The following is a 20,036-nucleotide window of genomic DNA, read 5'->3' as shown; positions in this document are numbered from 1 at the left end:
CCTCAAAGAGGTAATATAAATCTTCACTATTATTAATCATTCAAAAATCATTTGTCAACACCTCTTTACTTTTCCAATCCCGCTGATTCATCAGGATTTAGATATTTTGACAAGAGGTGCCTGTTGCAAAACTTATAACAGTTTTACAATTTTTTCAACCTTTTTGTCTAATATTTTATTCTATTCACCTAAAAAAGCACCTTTTTCGACAAAAATTGGAGGTTTCACCGTATATCTTCTATATTATATTGTTTTAATATTCCTCCTCAATCTGTTCAGCTGTCAAAACTAATTTAGCTCCCTCTTGAATTAATTGATTAGTCCCCATTGATTCAAGACTAGTTATATTACCAGGAAGTGCAAATACGTCCCTTCCCTGGTCAAGTGCAGCCTGCGCTGTGATAAGCGAACCACTTCTCTGCTTTGCCTCTACCACGAAAATCCCCTGCGATAAACCACTGATGATTCTATTGCGGAGAGGGAACATCCAAGGTTCCGATCTCCTAGTCGGAGGGGTTTCCGAAAGAAGCAATCCCTTATCGATGATCACCCTTGCGAGTGGAATATTGATTTTCGGATAAATGTGCATTAATCCCCCTCCTAAAACCCCTATCGTATGTCCACCTTCGTTCAACGTGATTTTATGGGCAATCGCGTCAATTCCAACTGCCACTCCACTAATAATCACGAATTTTCTCTTTACGAGTGGCGTTAAAATCGTTTTTAAGGCCTCTAACCCGTACGAGGTTGGATTCCGTGTACCAACGACACCTATGGTATTCTTCTTAGCTAAAAGCTGTTTATTGCCTTTTAAATAAAGCACCCAGGGGGGATCGAAAATTTGTCTTAATAGATATGGATAGTCTTCATCAAAAATCGTCATACAGTGGATTTGATTATTTTCATATTGTTTCAGTTTTTCAATCGTATTGTAAGAATGCAAGTCTGCGAGAAAGAGTTGGAGTTTGTCGTTCGGGATGGAGAGAATTTCTTTCCATTCAGCATACGTTTTTGTAAAGAGGGTGGTGAGGGATGGGTCTGCAGCCAAGATCACTTTTATCGTTTTCCAGCCTGCACCACGACAATGATGAAGGTGGATTAGCTTATCATTTCTGTTCAATTTGGAAACACTCCTTTGAGGATTATTCAAAAACAGGGGATGGTCGTATGGTTTGTCAAACGAAGTCATGGATGCTTTCGAAGGTACATACTATAGAAGTGAAATAAAGGCCGACCAATATCAGGTCGGCCCATCTCTTATTAATGCGTTTTACAAGGTTCGTACATGCCTTTTTCTTTTAAGACGGATATCAAGGTTTCTCCCATGACCGATGGTGTTTCAGCAACTTTAATTCCACATTCATTCATGACGCGGATTTTTTCATCGGCTGTTCCTTTTCCTCCTGAAATAATTGCACCAGCATGTCCCATACGTTTTCCAGCTGGAGCCGTACGTCCTCCAATGAATCCAACAACCGGTTTCGTCATATTTTCCTTAACCCAAATGGCCGCTTCTTCTTCTGCTGTGCCACCGATTTCCCCTATCATGATTACCGCATGGGTTTCTGGATCTTCATTGAACGCTTTAAGCACATCAATGAAATCAGTCCCATTAACAGGGTCCCCACCAATGCCGACAGCTGATGATTGCCCAATACCTTCTTGTGATAATTGATGTACGGCTTCATAAGTCAGAGTACCAGAGCGAGAAACCACGCCAATATGGCCTTTTTTGTGGATATAGCCAGGCATTATCCCGATTTTGCATTCTTCCGGGGTAATCACACCCGGACAGTTAGGTCCAATTAAGCGTGTTTTTTTGCCTTCCATATACCGCTTGACCTTAACCATATCAAGGACTGGAATATGCTCGGTAATACAGATGACGAGATCAATCTCCGCGTCAACCGCTTCTAGAATTGCATCTGCTGCAAATGGAGCTGGTACATAGATAACCGATGCATTCGCCCCTGTTTCAGTGACAGCTTCGGAAACTGTATTATATACAGGTACCCCTTCCGCTTCTGTTCCACCTTTACCCGGAGTGACCCCTGCAACGATTTTCGTACCGTATTCTAACATCTGTTTTGTATGAAATAATGCTGTTGAGCCAGTGATTCCCTGAACGATCACTTTCGTATCTTTATTAATATAAATGCTCATTATGTTCCCCCCTGCCTATTATCCTACAAGTGATACTATTTTTTGCGCTCCGTCTGCCATGGATTCAGCAGCGGTGATATTTAGACCAGAATCTTTCAAAATACTTTTCCCTAAATCAACATTCGTTCCTTCTAAGCGAACAACGAGTGGAACATCCAGGCCTAGCTCTTTTGCAGCAGCTACGACGCCTGTCGCGATGATGTCACATTTCATGATTCCTCCGAAGATATTGACAAAGATGCCCTTTACTTTTTCATCGGACAGGATGATCTTGAAGGCCTCTTTCACCTTTTCCTCTGTAGCGCCGCCCCCGACGTCAAGGAAATTGGCTGGGTCGCCCATATAGTGTTTAATGATGTCCATTGTTGCCATTGCAAGCCCGGCGCCATTAACCATACAGCCAATATTTCCGTCAAGCGATATGTAACTAAGACCATGTTTTGATGCTTCAATTTCTTTAGCATCTTCTTCATCCAAATCACGGTACTCTGAAATATCTTTCTGACGGTATATTGCATTGTCATCAAAATTCAATTTAGCATCCAAGGCCATTACATTGCCATCCCCCGTCACGACTAACGGATTGATTTCGGCAATCGAACAATCTTTTTCTACGAATGCTGTATATAAGTTGATCATCAATTTAGATGCTTTATTTATTAATGGAGCTGGAATATTAATATTAAAAGCGATTCTACGTGCCTGGAAACCCGTTAAACCGACCACAGGGTCAATTACTTCCTTGAAGATTTTCTCGGGAGTTTTCTCAGCCACTTCTTCGATTTCCGTTCCGCCTTCTTCGGAGGCCATCAATACTACACTGTTCGTTGCACGGTCCAAGACCAGACCAATGTAATATTCCTTGGTGATATCGCAGCCTTCCTCGATAAGTAAACGCTTCACTTCTTTACCTGCAGGCCCTGTTTGATGGGTCACCAACGTTTTACCAAGAATCTCTTCTGCATATGTACGCGCTTCATCAAGATTCTTCGCAACCTTAACTCCGCCGGCTTTTCCGCGGCCACCCGCATGGATTTGAGCTTTGACGACAACAACCTCTGTACCTAACTCCTTCGCCGCTTCAACTGCTTCATCAACAGTAAAGGCAACTCGGCCATTTGGAACAGATACCCCGTATTGTCTCAAAATCTCTTTCCCCTGATACTCATGGATATTCATTTCCCATCCTCCTTATCTACTAAAAAACAAAACTTAAATTTGGTGCGTGTTTTCTCTACCATATTACAACAAAATTCTCTTTCATGCATAATTTTCTTTATCGACTATGAAAAATAATTATTACAATATACCTAATTAACCTTCTATTATATGGAAGAAAATACATTATTCATTCATAGGCTCATTTTCAGGATGATCATTTTACACCTACAGACTTTTTTAATTAAACACCTTATTTAAAGCCATTTTTAGGAATTTATTTGCTTCACTTTTATAAGATTTTCACCCTTATTTATTTTTTTGGACAAAAAAAATAAAAGCACGAAGCTTCTGCTTCATCCTTTTATCATTAGTTTACTATGTTTTTAATATAATGATTTTTTTCAGTACTTTTTATGGTTTCCTTCACAATCCGACCATTTTTTTAACCTGCCGAATAAAATTAGGGTTTTAACTTTTAGCATTCCGGTCCACCTTATAAACAAAAGCGAATACTTCGGCAACAGCTCCATATAATTCTTCCGGTATCGTTTGATTAATATCAAGCTGACCCAAAAGTTCCGTTAACGTTTCGTCCTTCTGTACAGGAATATTCAGTTCCCCTGCCTTTGCCAGGATATTCTCTGCCGTCTTGCCTTTTCCCTTAGCCAACACGACAGGTGCCTGCGATGACTTTGCATCATATTTTAAGGCAATCGCTTCTTTCCGTTTTTCCTGTTTCATATCCGAATGTCCACCCCACTATAAGTTCCTGTCTCTGAAAAAGGAACAGTAGTCTGCCTCACACCCGTATTTCTTGTGCGTGTTGGGTCCTGAAATAAAACTCCTGATAACTTGTAATCCATCAATCGCAAATTATCCTTCAACACGTCCAGATAATTACTCGCCACAGTTTCAATTGTTTGATTCTGCTCGTTGATGATAGTCACGTTGATGACGCGGTTTTGGATTTGCATGTCAATGATGGTTTCGTTAAGGTTCTCTAACTCTAAATAAAACAGGATACGACAGTAATCAGGATCGATCTTTCCATCCTTTGTTTTCCTTCCACTCCATTGCAACGTTAAATCCGTTTGGGACGAACCTAAGTTGAGAGGAAGGGTGAGCAATAAATTTTGCATGGGTCCGTTATCCTGTGAGAGAACCTGCTGAGCAGTGAGCCGATTCACTATTTGTTCAGCCATGTCTTTAATTGCTGGTGGATGCTGCTCATTCAACAATTTTAGGAGTAAAGGCTTGAGAGTTTCTAACTCCTCTGATAGCGCTTCCGATTCGCCTCCCGATAGATTAGCAAGAACATGCTCCAGTTGAAGCCCAAGCATTTTGGTCCATTCTTTCAGTTGTTGGGCTACAGCTGTCCCATTTGTAAAATCATTTGGTTGAAAACCTTCATCTATTAAATGGCTCAGCACTAGTTTCTCGGGATTGATAGCAGCAGAGGAAGTTTCTGGAACCTGCTTGAAAGCCTGAAGTAGAAGATCCCCCACTTTCCCCTTCGACTCACCAACTTGCCCTACATCCTTATTTATTTGACTCAATAATTCATCGACTTCTAGATCGACCGGGGTGATTTTACGATTGGCAGACACCTCGGAAAAAGCACGTTCAAGTAAATGTGAAGTAAGATTAAGGGCTTCTTTTGTAAACATTGGAATTTGCCGGACAGTCTGTTGCATCCCCTGCCATTGGGTATCAGCCTTAGAGCTCTTTAATAATTCTGAGATTAACTCCGGCCCTCCATTTTCGCTTTGGATTCCATTCCGTTGAATCATAGGGATAGTCCCTGGTTCCCTTGCCGAGGAGCCTTTCCCAAAAGCACGTTCAAGCAGGTTTAGATTAAGTCCAGACCTTTCATCGGTTGCAATGCTTTTATACGGTATTACATCTTTTACATCTGAAGATTTCGTCGCTCCTATATCCGAACTCCCCCATAGTTTAATAAGGTTAGATTCCATATTCCCTTGTCCAAGCGTTCCATTTGCTAGTGCTTGCAGTCCTTGCTGTAGTTTATTAGCCGTTGGGGTCTTCATGGGTTCCGGCGCCCGCACCGATTCAGCAACTATTCTTCTCAGTAATTCCGTTTCAGTTATCCCACTTGGAATGAAACCAGTCTTTTGAAGCAAGGAAAAGGCTCCTGATTTCATATCTGGTGTCGACTTGGAATCAAGCCAAGTTGCAATAAGTCTGTGCAAACCAGTTTGTTGCAATTGATCTTGTTTAGTAATATGTAGGGACTCCAATACGGCTTTTAGCTGCACCACCGTCTTTGTGTCAGATCCGCTTTCCTGTAATTGTTGTTGCAGACCACTTAGTAACTTATGAAAAGGTTCACCTTTTGCTAGTTCGGCCAATGCAAAAAATACATCCTTAACAAAAGGTAGCTGCTGCGTAAACATCGTTTTAATAACAGAAAGTCCCGATTCAGTTGTACTTGCCGCTTTAACCCATTGCAATGCTGATGAGAAGAAATCTTTGGTGATGGGGAATTGATTTCTCAGTAAAAACTCGGCAAGCTTTGCAGACTCTGGTTCCGACTTAACACCAAGGTAAACAAGTAGCTGTGCCGCTGCTTCTTTTGTATTCGAGAGGTTCACATTCGGGGAATCAAGTACTTTCAAAACCACCTGTCCCTCATTTGGCTGCACTTGAAGCCAATATCTTTCCCCAACCTGTAGCGGGACGTCCAGGTGCGCAATCATTTTTTGTTGGCCAATCTGCACTTCAGCCGTTTGGTTCGGAAAGATCTTATTCACTTTTCCGAAAAGAATTTGCCCACTCTTTAGATTCGTGCTTCCTTGTATCTCAACGGGTGTAGAAACAGACTGACCATTTGTTATTGATTGCATCCCCTCATCCTCCTTTAATCCTTATTTCCTTGCCGCAATTTCCTTTACAGGTGCGAAACTTCTTCTGTGCCATGGTGTAAGCCCATGCTTATCGAGAGCTTCGAGGTGTTGGCTCGTACCATAGCCCATATGCTTTTCAAATCCATACTCCGGGTACTTTACCCCATATTCCTTCATCATTCTGTCACGTGTCACTTTAGCGACGATTGAAGCCGCAGATATGGTAATACTTCTAGCATCTCCTTTTATTAGCGAGAGCTGAGGAATGGACATATCCAGTTCCATTGCATCAATCAATAAATGATCCGGCAATTCCGAAAGATTGTTCACCGCTGCCATCATGGCCTTTTTCGTAGCCTGATAGATATTGATTTCGTCGATTTCTTCGCTATGTACAATGCCTATCCCAATTGATATAGCCTCTTTATGAATCGCCTCATAAAATTGTTCCCTTTTGGACTCGGAAATTTTTTTCGAATCATTTAGCCCAGGCAAATAGAAAGTATCTGGTAAAATAACCGCACTTGTCACTACCGGGCCAGCCAAGGGCCCTCTTCCAACTTCATCTATACCGGCAAGAACCGAAAACCCTTGTTGGCGCAGCTCTCGCTCAAACTCTGACATTTTTAAGAAGGTATCCCTGATTTGTTGAGCTTTTTCGTAGGTTTTGTTCCATTTGCCGATTAAATCGGCGACTCCCTTGCGAGCATCCTCTCGGCATTCTTGCAAAAAAGGATCTTCCGGATTACTTATGGATTTTAATCTTGAAGAAATTTCGTTAATATTCATGGCTGTTTTCATTTTTATCACCCATCATTATAAGTATCGGCAGAAATGTTACATTCCTATAGTTCCATCAAAAATACGGAGCGGAAAAGAGACATCATTTTGGTTAAAACAACCTTCGATGCCTAAAGTCCCGCTCCGTGTTTATTCTCTTGTACAGCTTGGCCCGGACAGAGGTTAGTCGGGCGTGTTTTCTTGGTCCTCTTTAGGCGGTAGCTCGAATGTGAGCGGGCCCATCTTTTCAGAACGGATCTCACGAACGACCAGTTCTGCGGTCTTATCGTAATCGATATACCCTCCAGAGGCTATACATCCTCTGAACTTCCCAACTGCATCGAAAAGTTCCAGCGTTTCTTGTGGGATAACATCAAGATTATATCGTGATTTCAACCGATCTGGATATTCTTTTTCCAAGAAGCGAAGACCATAGAGAGAGACTTCGTGCAAGTTTAAAATCGTATCCTTGATTGCTCCTGTCAAGGCCAGTCTTAAACCGACTTCCTGATCCTCGAATTTAGGCCACAGAATACCCGGTGTATCTAAAAGTTCGAGTTCCTTACCGAACTTTATCCATTGCTGAGCCTTCGTCACACCAGGCGTGTTGCCCGTTTTGGCAATGTTCTTCCTAGCAAGCCGATTGATCAGCGTCGATTTCCCGACATTCGGAATCCCGACGATCATCGCACGAATCGCACGCGGCTTGATTCCTCTTGACTCCATCCGATCATACTTCTCTTTCAAGAGCATTTTAGAAGTCGTCGTAATCTGATGCAGACCATTTCCCGCCTGTGAGTTAATGGCAATTGCCGTTTTACCTTGTGATTTATAATAATCAAGCCACTGATTGGTTTTTACCGGATCAGCCATATCGGCTTTATTCAACAAGATAAGCCTTGGTTTATGCTGGATGATCTCATCTATCATCGGATTCCGTGAAGATGCCGGGATACGTGCATCCACAAGTTCAAATATGATGTCCACCAGTTTTAATTTTTCTGTTACTTCCCGTCTCGCTTTGGCCATATGGCCAGGGAACCACTGTATTGTCAATGGAATCCACCTTTCTACTATTCCACCAATCGAAAGTCTTTGATTGGCCAGTAAACTAATTTAGTTTTGCCTAACACTTCCCGGTACGAAACAACCCCGATATGGCGGCTGTCCTTGCTGAAGCGACGATTATCTCCCAAAACAAATAAATGTCCTTCAGGCACCGTTTCTTGTTCAATGATATCACTTAATGTAAAAGGCTCGGTCAATGGTCCACCATCAATCAATTGCTTTTTATATTCATCCAAATATGGTTCGCCATATGCTTTTCCATCCACATAAAGTATATCATCTTTATATTCCACCTTTTCACCGGGAAGACCGATGACCCGTTTAACGTAATCCTTGCCTTCCGGCGCTTTAAAGACGATGATGTCGAATCTTTTTGGTTCACCCACTGAATAAGAGAATTTATTAACGAGCATACGGTCTGTATCCTTCAAAGTCGGCATCATGGAAAAGCCGTCCACATAGATTGGGGCCAAAAGGAAATAACGAATAAGCGTTACTAAAATGACCGCAATTAGGGCTGCCTTTATCCATTCCCACAATTCATTTTTCTTTTTCGCCATCCTTACCACCCTTTTAGAAAAGCATATCATCTAATCATTTTAACATGTTACGGACGCTATAGCGAGCAGGTTTAGGACCCTCTCACTTCTTTTCCGGATGGTTTAATCGATAAAAAAAGGAGCCTGTTAAACAGGCTCCTTTTTTTGTATACGATTTGGTTTCGCACCTTATGTGGATCATGGTAAACCCGCATAGAGAGATTCGAAGAATTAACGACGAATTTCTTTAATACGTGCTTTTTTACCACGAAGTTCGCGTAGGTAATAAAGTTTCGCACGACGGACTTTACCGTGACGGATAACTTCTAATTTCGCAATTTTTGGTGTGTGAACAGGGAAAGCACGTTCTACTCCAACGCCGTAAGAAATCTTACGTACTGTGAAAGTTTCACTAACTCCGCCGCCACGACGTTTGATTACAACGCCTTCAAACAACTGAATACGTTCGCGAGTTCCTTCAATAACCTTAACGTGTACACGTACTGTGTCACCAGGTCTGAATGATGGAAGATCTGTGCGAAGTTGTTCTTTTGTAATTTCGTTAATAAGATTTTGCATGAATTCCAACTCCTCCTGGACGCTCTTGCAAATACTGAATTGTTTTGCAGCGGAACATCGATATAAGACCGGACTTTTGCCCAAGTCACAAGGTCTATCCTACCATACAATATGCATTGATGCAATAGCGATCATTCTTCTTTTTGAATCTCTGACAGCAATTTTTTCTCAAGATCGGAAAGTTCATAGCTTTCAAGCAAATCAGGTCGTCTCTGCCATGTTCTCCGTAATGATTCTTTCATCCGCCACTCATCTATTTTTTTATGATTTCCGGATATGAGTGGATCCGGGACTTTCATGCCCCGGAAATCTGCAGGTCTAGTGTAATGAGGGTGCTCTAATAAACCAGAAGAATAGGAATCAAGAATCGGGGAATCAACATTTCCAAGAACACCCGGCAACAAGCGGACAACACTATCTATAATGACCATGGCCCCCAATTCTCCACCTGTAAGTACATAGTCGCCTATTGATATCTCATCTGTGACGATATGCTCCCTGATACGCTCATCATATCCTTCATAATGGCCGCATACGAAAATGAGATGTTCTTCCTTTGCAAGTTCCTCTGCTTTTTTCTGCGTGTAGCGCTCCCCCTGCGGGCAAAGGAGTACTACCCTAGGTTTTAGGTCACCTTGGCCTTTGATCGCTTCTACAGCATCAAAAATGGGCTGTGCCTTCAACACCATGCCTGCCCCACCGCCATATGGGTAATCATCAACAGTTGAATGTTTATTATCTGCGTAATCGCGGAAATTGGTCACTTGATAGCTGACAGCCTGCTTTTCTGCCGCCTTTTTTAACATAGACGAACCAAGCACTCCTTCGAACATTTCTGGAAAAAGAGAAAGTACATCGATTTTCATCAGTCCAATAGTCCTTCCATCGGCGTGATGATAACCTTTTTCTCCGAGATGTCGACCTCTTTTACAATCTGATCGATATACGGGATTAGAACATCCTTGCCTGCCGTCCTTTTAATGACCCAAACATCATTGGCACCTGGAGTCAATACCTCTACGATTTCTCCTATTTCCTCTTCTTCATCCGTGAAGACCTTACAGCCGATGATCTCGTGGAAGAAAAATTCCCCCTCATCCAGTTTGCCAAGCTGTGATTCCTTTATTCTCAAAATCCCGTTGCGGAAAGCTTCTACCTGACCGACGTTATAATAGTTTTCAAACGTCAATAGATTAAAGTTTTTATGAGTCCGGTGTGACCTGATTGTAAGCGGCAATGGTTTTTTCTCTGTTTCCCTGAACAAATACAGCGTATTGCCAACTTTGTACCGCTTCTCCGGGAAATCTGTTGATGAAATAACACGGACTTCTCCTAGAAGACCGTGCGTATTGACGATTTTACCTACATTAAACCAGTTTTCCATTCTTTCACCTCTAACGAATTTCCGAGACAATTCCATCTTTAATGACAATTGTCTTCGTTGTCATAAGATCGTCCCAATCTGCCCCGATTTCTACATCAATAATGCTTTGGACTTCCCGTTCCTTCAGTTCGCTTCCAATAGGAAGGATTTCCAACTGTTCCATTTGAAATTCAAGCAGTTTGATTTTTTCCTGCCTTTGGTTAATTTCTTTTTCAAAATGAGAACGAAGGCTGGCGGGCTGAAGGTTACGGGTCTTTTCAAGTTTTTTCAGTTCAAAACGAAGCTGTTCACTTTCTTTTTGAAGTTGTAGTCGTTTTGATTTGTACTTATCGAGGAGCTGATTCTTGCTGGATTCCGTTAATACTTGGTTAACGATTACGTTTTGGAGAATTTTCATTCCAGCGCCTCCTATTATCTATGATTTCTTATTTCGTTCAAAAAATATGTATGATAGGGTAATCTTTTGAAAAAATGAGGGTCATTCTCTTAAGTATAACGTAAAACGGTGAAAGATGTGTCTCAAAAGAATGAAAATTAGACCCCGAATCCATGAAATTGTAAGTAGACCCGGGATTGAACTTTTCTTGAAGTACAAAAAAAGGAGGGGATTAGCCCTCCTTATTCGGAAATCTCCAAATAGATTTTCTTCTGCTGTGAAGATCCTGCTGCATATACCACAGTTCGAATCGCCTTAGCAACACGCCCTTGTTTACCGATGACCTTGCCCATGTCTTCTTTATGAACGGAGAGGACATAAACAACCCGGTCGGCTTCTTCCTTCGAAGTTACAATAACCTCTTCCGGATGATCCACAAGTGCTGAAACAATCGTTTCAATTAAAGATTTCATCAACTAGCGTCGATTACTTGCTGTTTTTTGCAACATGGAATTTTTCCATGATGCCTTGAGTTGAGAATAAGTTGCGAACTGTATCAGATGGTTTAGCTCCATCTTGTAACCATTTAAGAGCAAGCTCTTCATTGATGTCAACTTTAGCTGGTTGAGTCACCGGGTTATAAGTTCCCACTACTTCGATGTAACGTCCGTCACGTGGTGAACGAGAATCTGCAACTACAATACGATAGAAAGGAGATTTTTTTGCTCCCATACGTTTTAAGCGAATTTTTACTGCCATTTTAAATAAGCACCTCCGAATAGTTTCACACAAGATAGTATAATATCAAATGTCTTGTATGTTTGTAAAGGTTTTTTTCTTAACAGGTGAAAAAAGTGTTTAAATAGGCGGTTTCAGCCTATTTTTATGCTCATTTCCCATGAAAAAAACTTACATGAACGGGAATTTAAATCCCTTTTTCTTTCCTTTTTGCATGCTTGTAACTTGTTTCATCATCTTTTTCATTTCTTCAAATTGCTTCAGTAGACGGTTCACTTCTTGGATCGATCTTCCGCTCCCTTTGGCAATCCGTTTCTTGCGGGATGCATTCATGGTTTCTGGATGTTCTTTCTCTTGCGTCGTCATTGAACGGATGATAGCCTCAACATGACCAATCTGTTTCTCATCGATCTGAAGGTTATCCATCCCTTTCATTTTATTCGCACCAGGAATCATCTTCAAAATATCATCAAGCGGTCCCATATTGCGCACTTGACCAAGCTGTTCAAGGAAATCATCAAAGGTAAAAGTAGCGGTACGCATCTTTTTCTCTAATTCTTTCGCTTTTTCTTCATCAACATTGGCTTGTGCTTTTTCGATAAGGGTCAATACATCGCCCATACCAAGGATTCTTGAAGCCATCCTTTCTGGATGGAATGCTTCAAGTGCATCCAATTTTTCGCCCATACCGACAAATTTAATCGGCGTGTCCGTAACGGAACGAATAGAAAGTGCCGCACCACCACGAGTATCCCCATCTAGCTTCGTTAATACGACTCCAGTTAGACCGAGCTGTTCATTGAAACTTTGAGCCACATTGACAGCATCCTGACCTGTCATCGCATCGACAACTAGGAAGATTTCATCCGGTTTGGTCAATTCCTTGATATCTTTCAGTTCGCCCATCAGATTTTCATCAACATGGAGGCGACCTGCGGTATCAATCAACACATAATCATGATGTTCTTCCTTCGCCTTTTCAATCGCCTGTTTCGCAATTTCTACAGGACTGACCTGATCACCTAGGGAAAAAACAGGCATGCTTAATTGTTTGCCAAGTGTTTCAAGCTGCTTAATCGCCGCCGGACGGTAAATATCAGCCGCAACCAACAATGGCTTACGGTTGTATTTTTTTCTAAGAAGATTTGCCAGCTTTCCGGTAGTCGTCGTTTTACCTGCCCCTTGAAGACCTACCATCATAATGACAGTCGGTGGTTTGGAGGCAACGGCAATCTTACTCTGTTCGCCGCCCATCAGCTGAGTCAATTCTTCCTTAACTACTTTAATTACCTGTTGACCGGGGGTTAAGCTTTTTAGCACTTCCTGACCTACCGAACGCTCACTTACACGCTTCACAAATTCCTTCACGACTTTAAAGTTAACATCCGCTTCAAGCAGGGCCAAACGAACTTCACGCATCATTTCTTTAACGTCTGCTTCGTTGACCTTCCCTTTTCCACGGATTTTTTGCATCGTGTTCTGCAGTCGGTCGGCCAATCCTTCAAATGCCATATTGCCGCCTCCTAATCTAACTTCTCAAGCGCTGTAATTGCGTCAAGCAACTTTTCTTTAGAAAAGGATTCCTTCTCTAAAAGATCCTTCACATTCGCAATCCATTGGTTACGCTCTTGAAATTTTTGAAATAACAATAGCTTCGCTTCATATTCTTCGAGCATTGCTTCTGTTCTTTTTATATTATCATAGACTGCCTGCCTACTGACTTCGTATTCATTGGCAATCTCTCCAAGAGAGTAATCATCCAGATAGTAGAGGGCCATATAGCTCTGCTGCTTTTCCGTTAACAACGATTGGTAAAAGTCATACAAATAATTAATCCGCGTTGTCTTTTCAAGCATGTTAGCAAGCCTCCCTGCTGTTAAGTGAAAACCCTTTACAAGTTTATATTGTATAGTGTCGATTATTTCATGTCAAGCTAAACTCCTTACCACAAGATAAAAATCATTATTTTTTTCGTTTTCTCGCTTCAATCAGGCGCTTCATCTGCTCTTCACGTTCCGATTCCGATAGTTTATTTACAGGTTCCTTCTTGTGGTGGCGAGCTGGCACTGATTTTACCTGCTCCTTTTTTTGCTCGATTTCTACAGGCTGCTTCTTTAATGCTTCTTCCTTACCAACTTTTTGTTTTACCTTTTTCAGTTTTGCGACTCTTTCGTTTTGCCTAGATGAAGTGGTTTCTGATTTTTCACGACTTCCCGTAAAGATACGCGAAACTCTGTGCCAACCAAACCTTCGGACCGCAATTTCGCAAAATAAGAGCAAGAATGCCGATAAAAGCAGCCAAGAACTAATACTTTGTTCTTGCCTTGACGTATTTTGCAATGGCCGGAATGCCTCAGATTCATCCTTCAACTCCTGACCACCCGAAACAGCCAATAATTCCTTAATAAGCGCTTTGTTTAGGCCTTGTTGCAGGTATTCCTCTGAATAGGGCACGGTGAAACCTGTTTGATATAGATTCGTACTTCCACCCTTGGTATCTTGTTTTATGCTGAGAAAATACATCCCTGATTGCTTAGGCATGATGACTTCGTATTTTCCCGGCGCGATGAGTTTCGTATTGACGTCTACTTCCTCACCTTTTTCAGACACTACATTTGCCGATACAGGAAAGTGATTTTGTGTGGACGATTCAAGGTTGATGACCGTTTCCTCCCCACCATTATCCTGTGTGAGCATATACGGCTCACTTTCGAACTTGGGCAGCGTGTTTGTGATCAATTGATTGAGAAATGTCCCCCACTTTCCCCAAGCAGGCCAATCGCCCGACCATTTCCCACTAATGTCCGAAGTGAAAGCTGCCGTCGTTCCCATTCCATATTGCCACTCGGCAAGGACGGGATCCTCTTTTTCACTGATCAGCGACTGTAATGCACGCTGCTTTGCAGTTGTCGCGATGTAGGCATTCATCTTAGGTACGCCATCCTTAAACAATCCGTTCCATTCCGGATTGTCCTTGATAGATGGATAAAATGGGGTATCCTCAATGTAAGTGCGGCTCGCCATGACGGTTTCCCTCGATAAAATGCTCGGAATAACGGAAGCATCCGTGACATCGTAATAGCGCCCCGCACCAAAGTCGGCCAAGTCCTCAAGTAGGTTCTTATCGGCATCATTTCCAATTGAAACGGTAGAGAGGGTTATGTTCTCTTCCTTTCCTTCTTCAATCAAGTCTTCATAATTACTTGAAGCGTTTGACTGTCCATCGGTCAACAAAATAATGTGCTTCCGCTGCAACCTTTCATCCCTTAACTTATCATAGGCCATTTCAAGCGAGCTGAAGATTTCAGTACCGCCACCTGAAGACAGTGTACGAATCTTCTCCACGACTTTTTCCTTATCCTTAAGTGGGGCTGCTTCGATGATTTCCCATGGTCGGTCATCGAAGGCAATGAATCCAAACGTATCCTTTTCACGCAAAAGTTCAACAGAGCGGGCAGCCGCTTCCTTTGCCAATGATAGCTTGTTTCCATCCATACTGCCTGATCGGTCGAGAACAATCATCAGTCCAAGAGATGGCATCTTTTTTTTTCCTTTGATGTCCATATCTACTGGAAGTAATCTCTCAATTGGTGTCTTGAAATACCCGCCGAGCCCGAAACTATTTTCTCCGCCGGTCATCACGAACCCATTACCGAAATCCTTAACGGACCGCTCTATCATTTTCATTTGAATTTCCGAGACTGAGGTGGCAGGAACATTATTAAACACAATCGATTGGTATTGTAAAAAACCGGATAAAGTGGTCGGCAGTTTTTCCGGTATCGTCGATTCGACAATTAGCCCGCTGCCGTTCAAAATATTTTCAAGCCGTCCTGTTGACTCACCTTCGACAATCAATACTTTTGGTGTGCCTTTTACATTCGTGATTGCCTGCAATTGGTTATTTTCCGCAAATGTATCATTTTCAGCGATGATTTCGGCCTTATATACTTGTAGTCCAGTTTTCTCGGCTGTATGAGAAACAGAGAATAAATTAGTCCCTTCTTTTACACTCACTGCCTTTTTGATGATTTCCTGATCATTCAGTGAAATGCGGACAGTCGCCTTTTTCGCTGTATTGCTAAAGACCTCCAATGAAATCTCCGTTTTTTCGCCTTGATAGATAGATGGGGGAATCGTTACATTCTTCAGGGCGACATCTTCGCCAATCGATTCGATTAGTGGCACGATGTCGAGCTCAATATTTTTATTTGCAAGTAGTTTGGCCTCCTCCACACTGCTTCCCGACGTTTCATTGCCATCCGAAAAAAGGACGATTCTCCCACTTGAATAGCTCGGAATGAGCGAGGAAGCAAATTGAATGCCTGAATCCAATTGACTTGCCTCTTCTTCCACTTCACCGCTAAATTGGCTTATGGGTGTATGTTTTGTCGACAACGCCTGCTCAGCAACGGCACTGCCCCCAAAGGCTGCCACCGCAAAAGAGTCGTCTCTACCCATTGTTTCAACACTTTTCTCAATCCAAGCAAGCGACTTTGTGCCAGAGTCTTTGACACTTGCAGAACGATCGACTAAAAAAACAACCGTCGATCCCTTGATAGGTTGTAGCAATTGCGGAACGCTCAGTGCCAATACAATGAGAAAAAAAATACATGACCGCAATATGGCCACAACGACCGTCTCTACATGCTTCGTTTGATTACGTGATTTTATCACATGCATATAAATAAGGGCTGCACAGGGAATCAGCAATAAAAAAAACAGGGGATAAGTAACATCAATACCCACGTCGATATACCTCCCATTCGGCCATTAGTAGCAGAAGGGCCATACAAGCCAGCCAGTACCATAAGATATCCTGTTTTGTATCGCTTCCCCCTTCTTTCAACTCTGATGATTTCATATTCATCTTGAACGACGGAGCTGAATCGACTCTTTTTTCCCTTTCGTCCAATAATACCGAAAAGTAAAATGCCTGTTCTCCCGCCATCGCTTCGTATATACCAGGCTTATTTGGCGCTCGAAAACCCTCCTTTTGCAAATCAATGGAAAAGAGATTCGTTCCGGACTCTGTAAATATAGCCAATTTTCCCGTTTCCGTTCCAAGATTCAACCACTTTTCTTCACCAGGCTGATAGTAACCTAGAAAGTTCGACTGTTGGGTCAGCCATTGATAGGAATTATATAAAAATATAGGAAATCCAGGTTGTAACGGCCAATCGCTGTCCGCAACGGAGAAGTTCAGGGCAATGATCGGCTGTCCTTGGTACGTACCTTTTTGAATGAGCGGTATACCCTCACTTGTAGTAACATGATGCCATTGCTTGCTGATCGGAGGGGATGCCGATTCAATATACACTTTGTCCATTTGTACGTAGTCCATGAGTGGGTCACCCGTTCCCTTTGGTTGACCTGTCAGTTTTTGTTTTCCTTTTTCAGTGGCATTGATAAAAAGAAGCGGGTACGATCCAAGTTCCTCTAAGTCCACTCCTTCGGCAATCACGATTCCATCCATTTCGACTTTTTCTTTATCGTCAAGCTGGATGATATCAAGGCCAATCGTTTCGAGCCCATTAATCAAAAATGGATTCACATCCCCCACTGCATAGACTTTCTCATATACGGCCGTTTGGATGGCCGTCATTTCATTGTCCGCTGAATAGTCATCATCCACAATGATGGAGGCCGTATAATACGGTTTTTCTTTCAGAACCGGTATATCAATTATTTTCTCGCTGCTTGCTTTCACCATTATCCTTTTTGTGAATAGAACATCTTTTCCATTCGTTACTTGAAATTTCACCGTTTCATCCTGCTTCGTTTGATTTTCAATGACCGCCACCCCAGTAATGCCTCCTTCAGAGCTTGCCGTGCCAAATGAAAGCAAGGAGAGATTGCCAGTCAGGCTGCTGAAATTATGTACACCAATGGGAATGTCTTCCGATAACCCCCTAAGGTCCTCCTCCACAACCGCATCGGAGTATAAATGAATGACCGATTCTTTTCCAGCCGCTAGCGAGTCTGCCAGTTTCAATGCCTTATCAACATGCTCATGACTGTATGTTAGCTCCATTTCTTTTATTTGTTTTTTTAACTCAGCCCGGTTTGTTTCGTGATTGGCAAGTATCACAGGCTTTTGACCAGCATCTATGATTGTCACTTCTTGATCATCCACCGCTTGAAGCATCTCCCCCACTTCTTGCTTGGCTTTTTCAAACCGGGTGAGCTCCCCTTCTTTTGCACTCATCGAAGCCGATGTGTCGACAATTAGGATTAGGTGGTCGCCCGGAATGCCCTTTTGAAACCAAAAGGGTCGAACCAACGCGAACATGAGGAGGAGAAGTACGAGAAGTTGAAGCCAGAATAAGAGATTATGCTGTAATTTATGAAGCCATGGAGAAACCTGCCATTCATTCAGCACCTGCTCCCATAATAAATTGGACGAAATCTTCGTTTTCTCATATTGCTTCCGGAAAAAATAAAACAGAATGACGGCTCCGATAAAAATGGTCAATAGAAAAAAGAGTGGGTTTGAAATATGCATATCTTCACCTCAATTCATTAGCCCGTGGCGTGGAAAGTCGTGAAATAAAATCGTTTGTATATCCTTTTCAGCAGATATGAGCATATAGCGGCTGCCAAGACTTTCACAGATAGCTTCAAGCTGCTCGTTATGGTGTGCTAGACTCCTTCGATAGTTGTCGATGAGGGTCGGATTAAGGCTAACATTGACCGCTGTTTCCATTTCACTATCCACAAACTTCAGGTCCCCATCATACATAGGTTGAAGTTCCTCTTTCCCCAGCAGTTGAATGAACCAGACTTCTTGTCTTGCCGAGCGTAGCTTTCTTAAAGTCGCCTCCACCTTTTCGATGGGCTCAAGACCATCCGAGATGATAATCGCAAGTTGCTGATTCCTCACCATCACTTTGCCAAGTTGCTCATAAAACTCCCCGCTTCTCTCCGTATCTTCCAATCCAGCTATCTCTCGAAAAACCCTTTTACGGTGAACCGCTCCTTTACGTCGAATAGGATGGGCTCCTTGATTACCGACGGGAACAAAATTCAGACGGTCTTCGCTTGCAAGGACAACAAAGCTCAATGAAGCGGCGAGCTTTCGCGCCTGTTCCCATTTTCCCGGGAGAGCTCGCATCGAAGAAGACATATCCAGGTAAACGGCCACAGATAACTCCTGTTCATCGAGGAACCTTTTTATATAATGCTTCTGGGTTCGGCCAAATACATTCCAATCGATTTGCCGGACATCGTCTCCCGGTTGATAGGCCCGAAAATCGGAGAACTCAAGCGAAGAACCAAACGCACTCGACCGTCTCGAACCTTTATGCATCCCACGCTTCCTCGTTTTCACGAGCAATCTCTTTTTCTGTAGCCTTTCTAAAAAAGCATAAGCTACCATCAAACCGGTGTTCCTTTTCCTAATTTATACGCCGACTCAACGACTTCAGAAATAATGGAATCTATGAGAACCCCGTTTGCTTCCGCTTCAAAGTTGAGTATAATCCGATGCCTCAGCACAGGATAGGCCGTTTGCTTCAAGTCACCGGCAGAAACATGATAACGCCCGGCAAATAAAGCCCTTGCCTTTGCCATTTTGATCAAACTTTGCAACCCACGAGGTCCGCTTCCGAATTGAACGTATTGCCGGACAAGTTCCGGCGATTCCTCCACATTTGGATGAGTACTCGAAATAATCAAAACCGCGTAATCCAGCATCTCTTCTGAAATAAGGACCTCCTTTACTAGTTGCTGCAGTAACAAAACATCCTTGATGGAGGCAGCTTTTTCAATAGAAATGGTTTCCCTGCCTGTCGTTCGAAGGGCAATCTGCTTTAATTCCTGCTTTGATGGATAACGGACAAGAATCTTACAGATAAACCGGTCCATCTGGGCTTCGGGCAATGGATACGTCCCCTCCATATCGATTGGATTCTGGGTTGCAAGCACAAAGAAGGGCTGATCAAGCTGTTTCGTTTCCCCCATGACTGTTACAGTTCTCTCCCCCATTGCCTCTAAAAGCGAACTCTGTGTCTTCGGCGTCGCCCGATTGATTTCATCAGCTAAGACGATATGAGAAAAAAGAGGCCCCTCATGGAAGGTAAACTGCTGCCTTCCGTCCTCTCCAGGTTGCAATAACATGGTTCCCGTAATATCGGAAGGCATCAGATCTGGTGTAAACTGGATTCTAGAAAACTCTAAATCCAGGCATTCCGAAATCGTCCGAACGAGCATCGTCTTCCCAAGTCCCGGCAAGCCTTCAAGCAATACGTGGCCACCTGCAAAAATGCTCCATAAAACTTGATCGATCACGTCTTCCTGCCCAACTATAAAACGGGAGATTTCCTGCTTAACTCTCTCAATCATAGTCCCTGCTTCATTAAACTGCTGTTCTTTTTCCGTCATTT

Annotated in this window: 20 protein-coding genes; all 20 read right to left on the bottom strand. The window is 42.7% G+C overall.

From position 1 onward, the window contains the following. Positions 1 to 253 precede the first annotated feature (253 nt). The 20 genes from dprA to ACQKIC_RS09890 all read right to left on the bottom strand — a co-directional run bounded on the left by dprA (position 254) and on the right by ACQKIC_RS09890 (position 20,034). On the bottom strand, positions 254 to 1,120 hold the full coding sequence (gene dprA / locus ACQKIC_RS09985; protein WP_427591098.1) for a DNA-processing protein DprA: 867 nt from the start codon (positions 1,118 to 1,120) through the stop codon (positions 254 to 256). Positions 1,121 to 1,260: 140 nt separating this feature from the next. Beyond that, the gene (gene sucD, locus ACQKIC_RS09980) at positions 1,261 to 2,163 is read right to left on the bottom strand and encodes a succinate--CoA ligase subunit alpha (RefSeq protein ID WP_427591096.1); all 903 of its coding nucleotides are present in this window, start codon (positions 2,161 to 2,163) and stop codon (positions 1,261 to 1,263) included. Between the two features lie 18 nt (positions 2,164 to 2,181). After that, positions 2,182 to 3,342, bottom strand: coding sequence for an ADP-forming succinate--CoA ligase subunit beta (gene sucC, locus ACQKIC_RS09975; protein ID WP_403123185.1), 1,161 nt, complete (start codon positions 3,340 to 3,342; stop codon positions 2,182 to 2,184). A 450-nt stretch (positions 3,343 to 3,792) separates the two neighbouring features. Next, entirely contained in the window at positions 3,793 to 4,065 is a 273-nt protein-coding gene (locus tag ACQKIC_RS09970) for an EscU/YscU/HrcU family type III secretion system export apparatus switch protein (protein ID WP_403123188.1), read from the bottom strand. Then, the gene (locus ACQKIC_RS09965; RefSeq protein WP_427591095.1) at positions 4,062 to 6,188 is read right to left on the bottom strand and encodes a hypothetical protein; all 2,127 of its coding nucleotides are present in this window, start codon (positions 6,186 to 6,188) and stop codon (positions 4,062 to 4,064) included. The genes ACQKIC_RS09970 and ACQKIC_RS09965 overlap by 4 nt, the downstream gene beginning before the upstream one ends. Positions 6,189 to 6,209: 21 nt before the next feature. Beyond that, positions 6,210 to 6,977 (bottom strand): ribonuclease HII, encoded by a 768-nt coding sequence (locus tag ACQKIC_RS09960; RefSeq protein WP_427668613.1) that lies wholly within the window; start codon positions 6,975 to 6,977, stop codon positions 6,210 to 6,212. Between the two features lie 174 nt (positions 6,978 to 7,151). After that, on the bottom strand, positions 7,152 to 8,024 hold the full coding sequence (gene ylqF / locus ACQKIC_RS09955; protein WP_402868300.1) for a ribosome biogenesis GTPase YlqF: 873 nt from the start codon (positions 8,022 to 8,024) through the stop codon (positions 7,152 to 7,154). Between the two features lie 17 nt (positions 8,025 to 8,041). After that, the gene (lepB, locus tag ACQKIC_RS09950) at positions 8,042 to 8,596 is read right to left on the bottom strand and encodes a signal peptidase I (protein WP_402868298.1); all 555 of its coding nucleotides are present in this window, start codon (positions 8,594 to 8,596) and stop codon (positions 8,042 to 8,044) included. 210 nt (positions 8,597 to 8,806) lie between these two features. Next, positions 8,807 to 9,154 (bottom strand): 50S ribosomal protein L19, encoded by a 348-nt coding sequence (gene rplS, locus ACQKIC_RS09945; protein ID WP_402868296.1) that lies wholly within the window; start codon positions 9,152 to 9,154, stop codon positions 8,807 to 8,809. 131 nt (positions 9,155 to 9,285) lie between these two features. Further along, positions 9,286 to 10,020 (bottom strand): tRNA (guanosine(37)-N1)-methyltransferase TrmD, encoded by a 735-nt coding sequence (gene trmD / locus ACQKIC_RS09940; RefSeq protein WP_402956280.1) that lies wholly within the window; start codon positions 10,018 to 10,020, stop codon positions 9,286 to 9,288. Beyond that, positions 10,020 to 10,538: a ribosome maturation factor RimM gene (rimM, locus tag ACQKIC_RS09935; RefSeq protein ID WP_402868292.1), complete on the bottom strand. Its 519-nt coding sequence runs from the start codon at positions 10,536 to 10,538 to the stop codon at positions 10,020 to 10,022. Before rimM ends, trmD begins: the two co-directional genes overlap by 1 nt. A gap of 10 nt (positions 10,539 to 10,548) precedes the next feature. Continuing rightward, positions 10,549 to 10,935, bottom strand: a complete 387-nt coding sequence (locus ACQKIC_RS09930; RefSeq protein WP_402956278.1) for a YlqD family protein — start codon at positions 10,933 to 10,935, stop codon at positions 10,549 to 10,551. A gap of 221 nt (positions 10,936 to 11,156) precedes the next feature. Then, complete coding sequence (locus tag ACQKIC_RS09925; protein WP_402868288.1) at positions 11,157 to 11,387, bottom strand: KH domain-containing protein; 231 nt, start codon at positions 11,385 to 11,387, stop codon at positions 11,157 to 11,159. A 13-nt stretch (positions 11,388 to 11,400) separates the two neighbouring features. Continuing rightward, entirely contained in the window at positions 11,401 to 11,673 is a 273-nt protein-coding gene (gene rpsP, locus ACQKIC_RS09920) for a 30S ribosomal protein S16 (RefSeq protein WP_053345299.1), read from the bottom strand. A gap of 150 nt (positions 11,674 to 11,823) precedes the next feature. Then, positions 11,824 to 13,164 carry a signal recognition particle protein gene (gene ffh / locus ACQKIC_RS09915; RefSeq protein ID WP_402868286.1) on the bottom strand — a complete coding sequence of 447 codons (1,341 nt, stop codon included), beginning with the start codon at positions 13,162 to 13,164 and terminating at the stop codon, positions 11,824 to 11,826. A gap of 11 nt (positions 13,165 to 13,175) precedes the next feature. Next, positions 13,176 to 13,508 carry a putative DNA-binding protein gene (locus ACQKIC_RS09910; RefSeq protein WP_402868284.1) on the bottom strand — a complete coding sequence of 111 codons (333 nt, stop codon included), beginning with the start codon at positions 13,506 to 13,508 and terminating at the stop codon, positions 13,176 to 13,178. A gap of 106 nt (positions 13,509 to 13,614) precedes the next feature. Next, positions 13,615 to 16,401 carry a VWA domain-containing protein gene (locus tag ACQKIC_RS09905; protein WP_427591093.1) on the bottom strand — a complete coding sequence of 929 codons (2,787 nt, stop codon included), beginning with the start codon at positions 16,399 to 16,401 and terminating at the stop codon, positions 13,615 to 13,617. Continuing rightward, the gene (locus tag ACQKIC_RS09900) at positions 16,391 to 18,157 is read right to left on the bottom strand and encodes a vWA domain-containing protein (RefSeq protein ID WP_427591091.1); all 1,767 of its coding nucleotides are present in this window, start codon (positions 18,155 to 18,157) and stop codon (positions 16,391 to 16,393) included. Before ACQKIC_RS09900 ends, ACQKIC_RS09905 begins: the two co-directional genes overlap by 11 nt. A 9-nt stretch (positions 18,158 to 18,166) precedes the next feature. Then, positions 18,167 to 19,030 carry a DUF58 domain-containing protein gene (locus ACQKIC_RS09895; RefSeq protein WP_427668611.1) on the bottom strand — a complete coding sequence of 288 codons (864 nt, stop codon included), beginning with the start codon at positions 19,028 to 19,030 and terminating at the stop codon, positions 18,167 to 18,169. Beyond that, entirely contained in the window at positions 19,030 to 20,034 is a 1,005-nt protein-coding gene (locus tag ACQKIC_RS09890) for an AAA family ATPase (protein ID WP_402868277.1), read from the bottom strand. The genes ACQKIC_RS09895 and ACQKIC_RS09890 overlap by 1 nt, the downstream gene beginning before the upstream one ends. Positions 20,035 to 20,036: the final 2 nt, after the last annotated feature.

Origin of the sequence: Peribacillus sp. NPDC046944 (assembly GCF_050272735.1) — a bacterium.
GTDB lineage: Bacteria > Bacillota > Bacilli > Bacillales > DSM-1321 > Peribacillus.
This window is presented reverse-complemented; position numbering and strand designations above follow the sequence as displayed.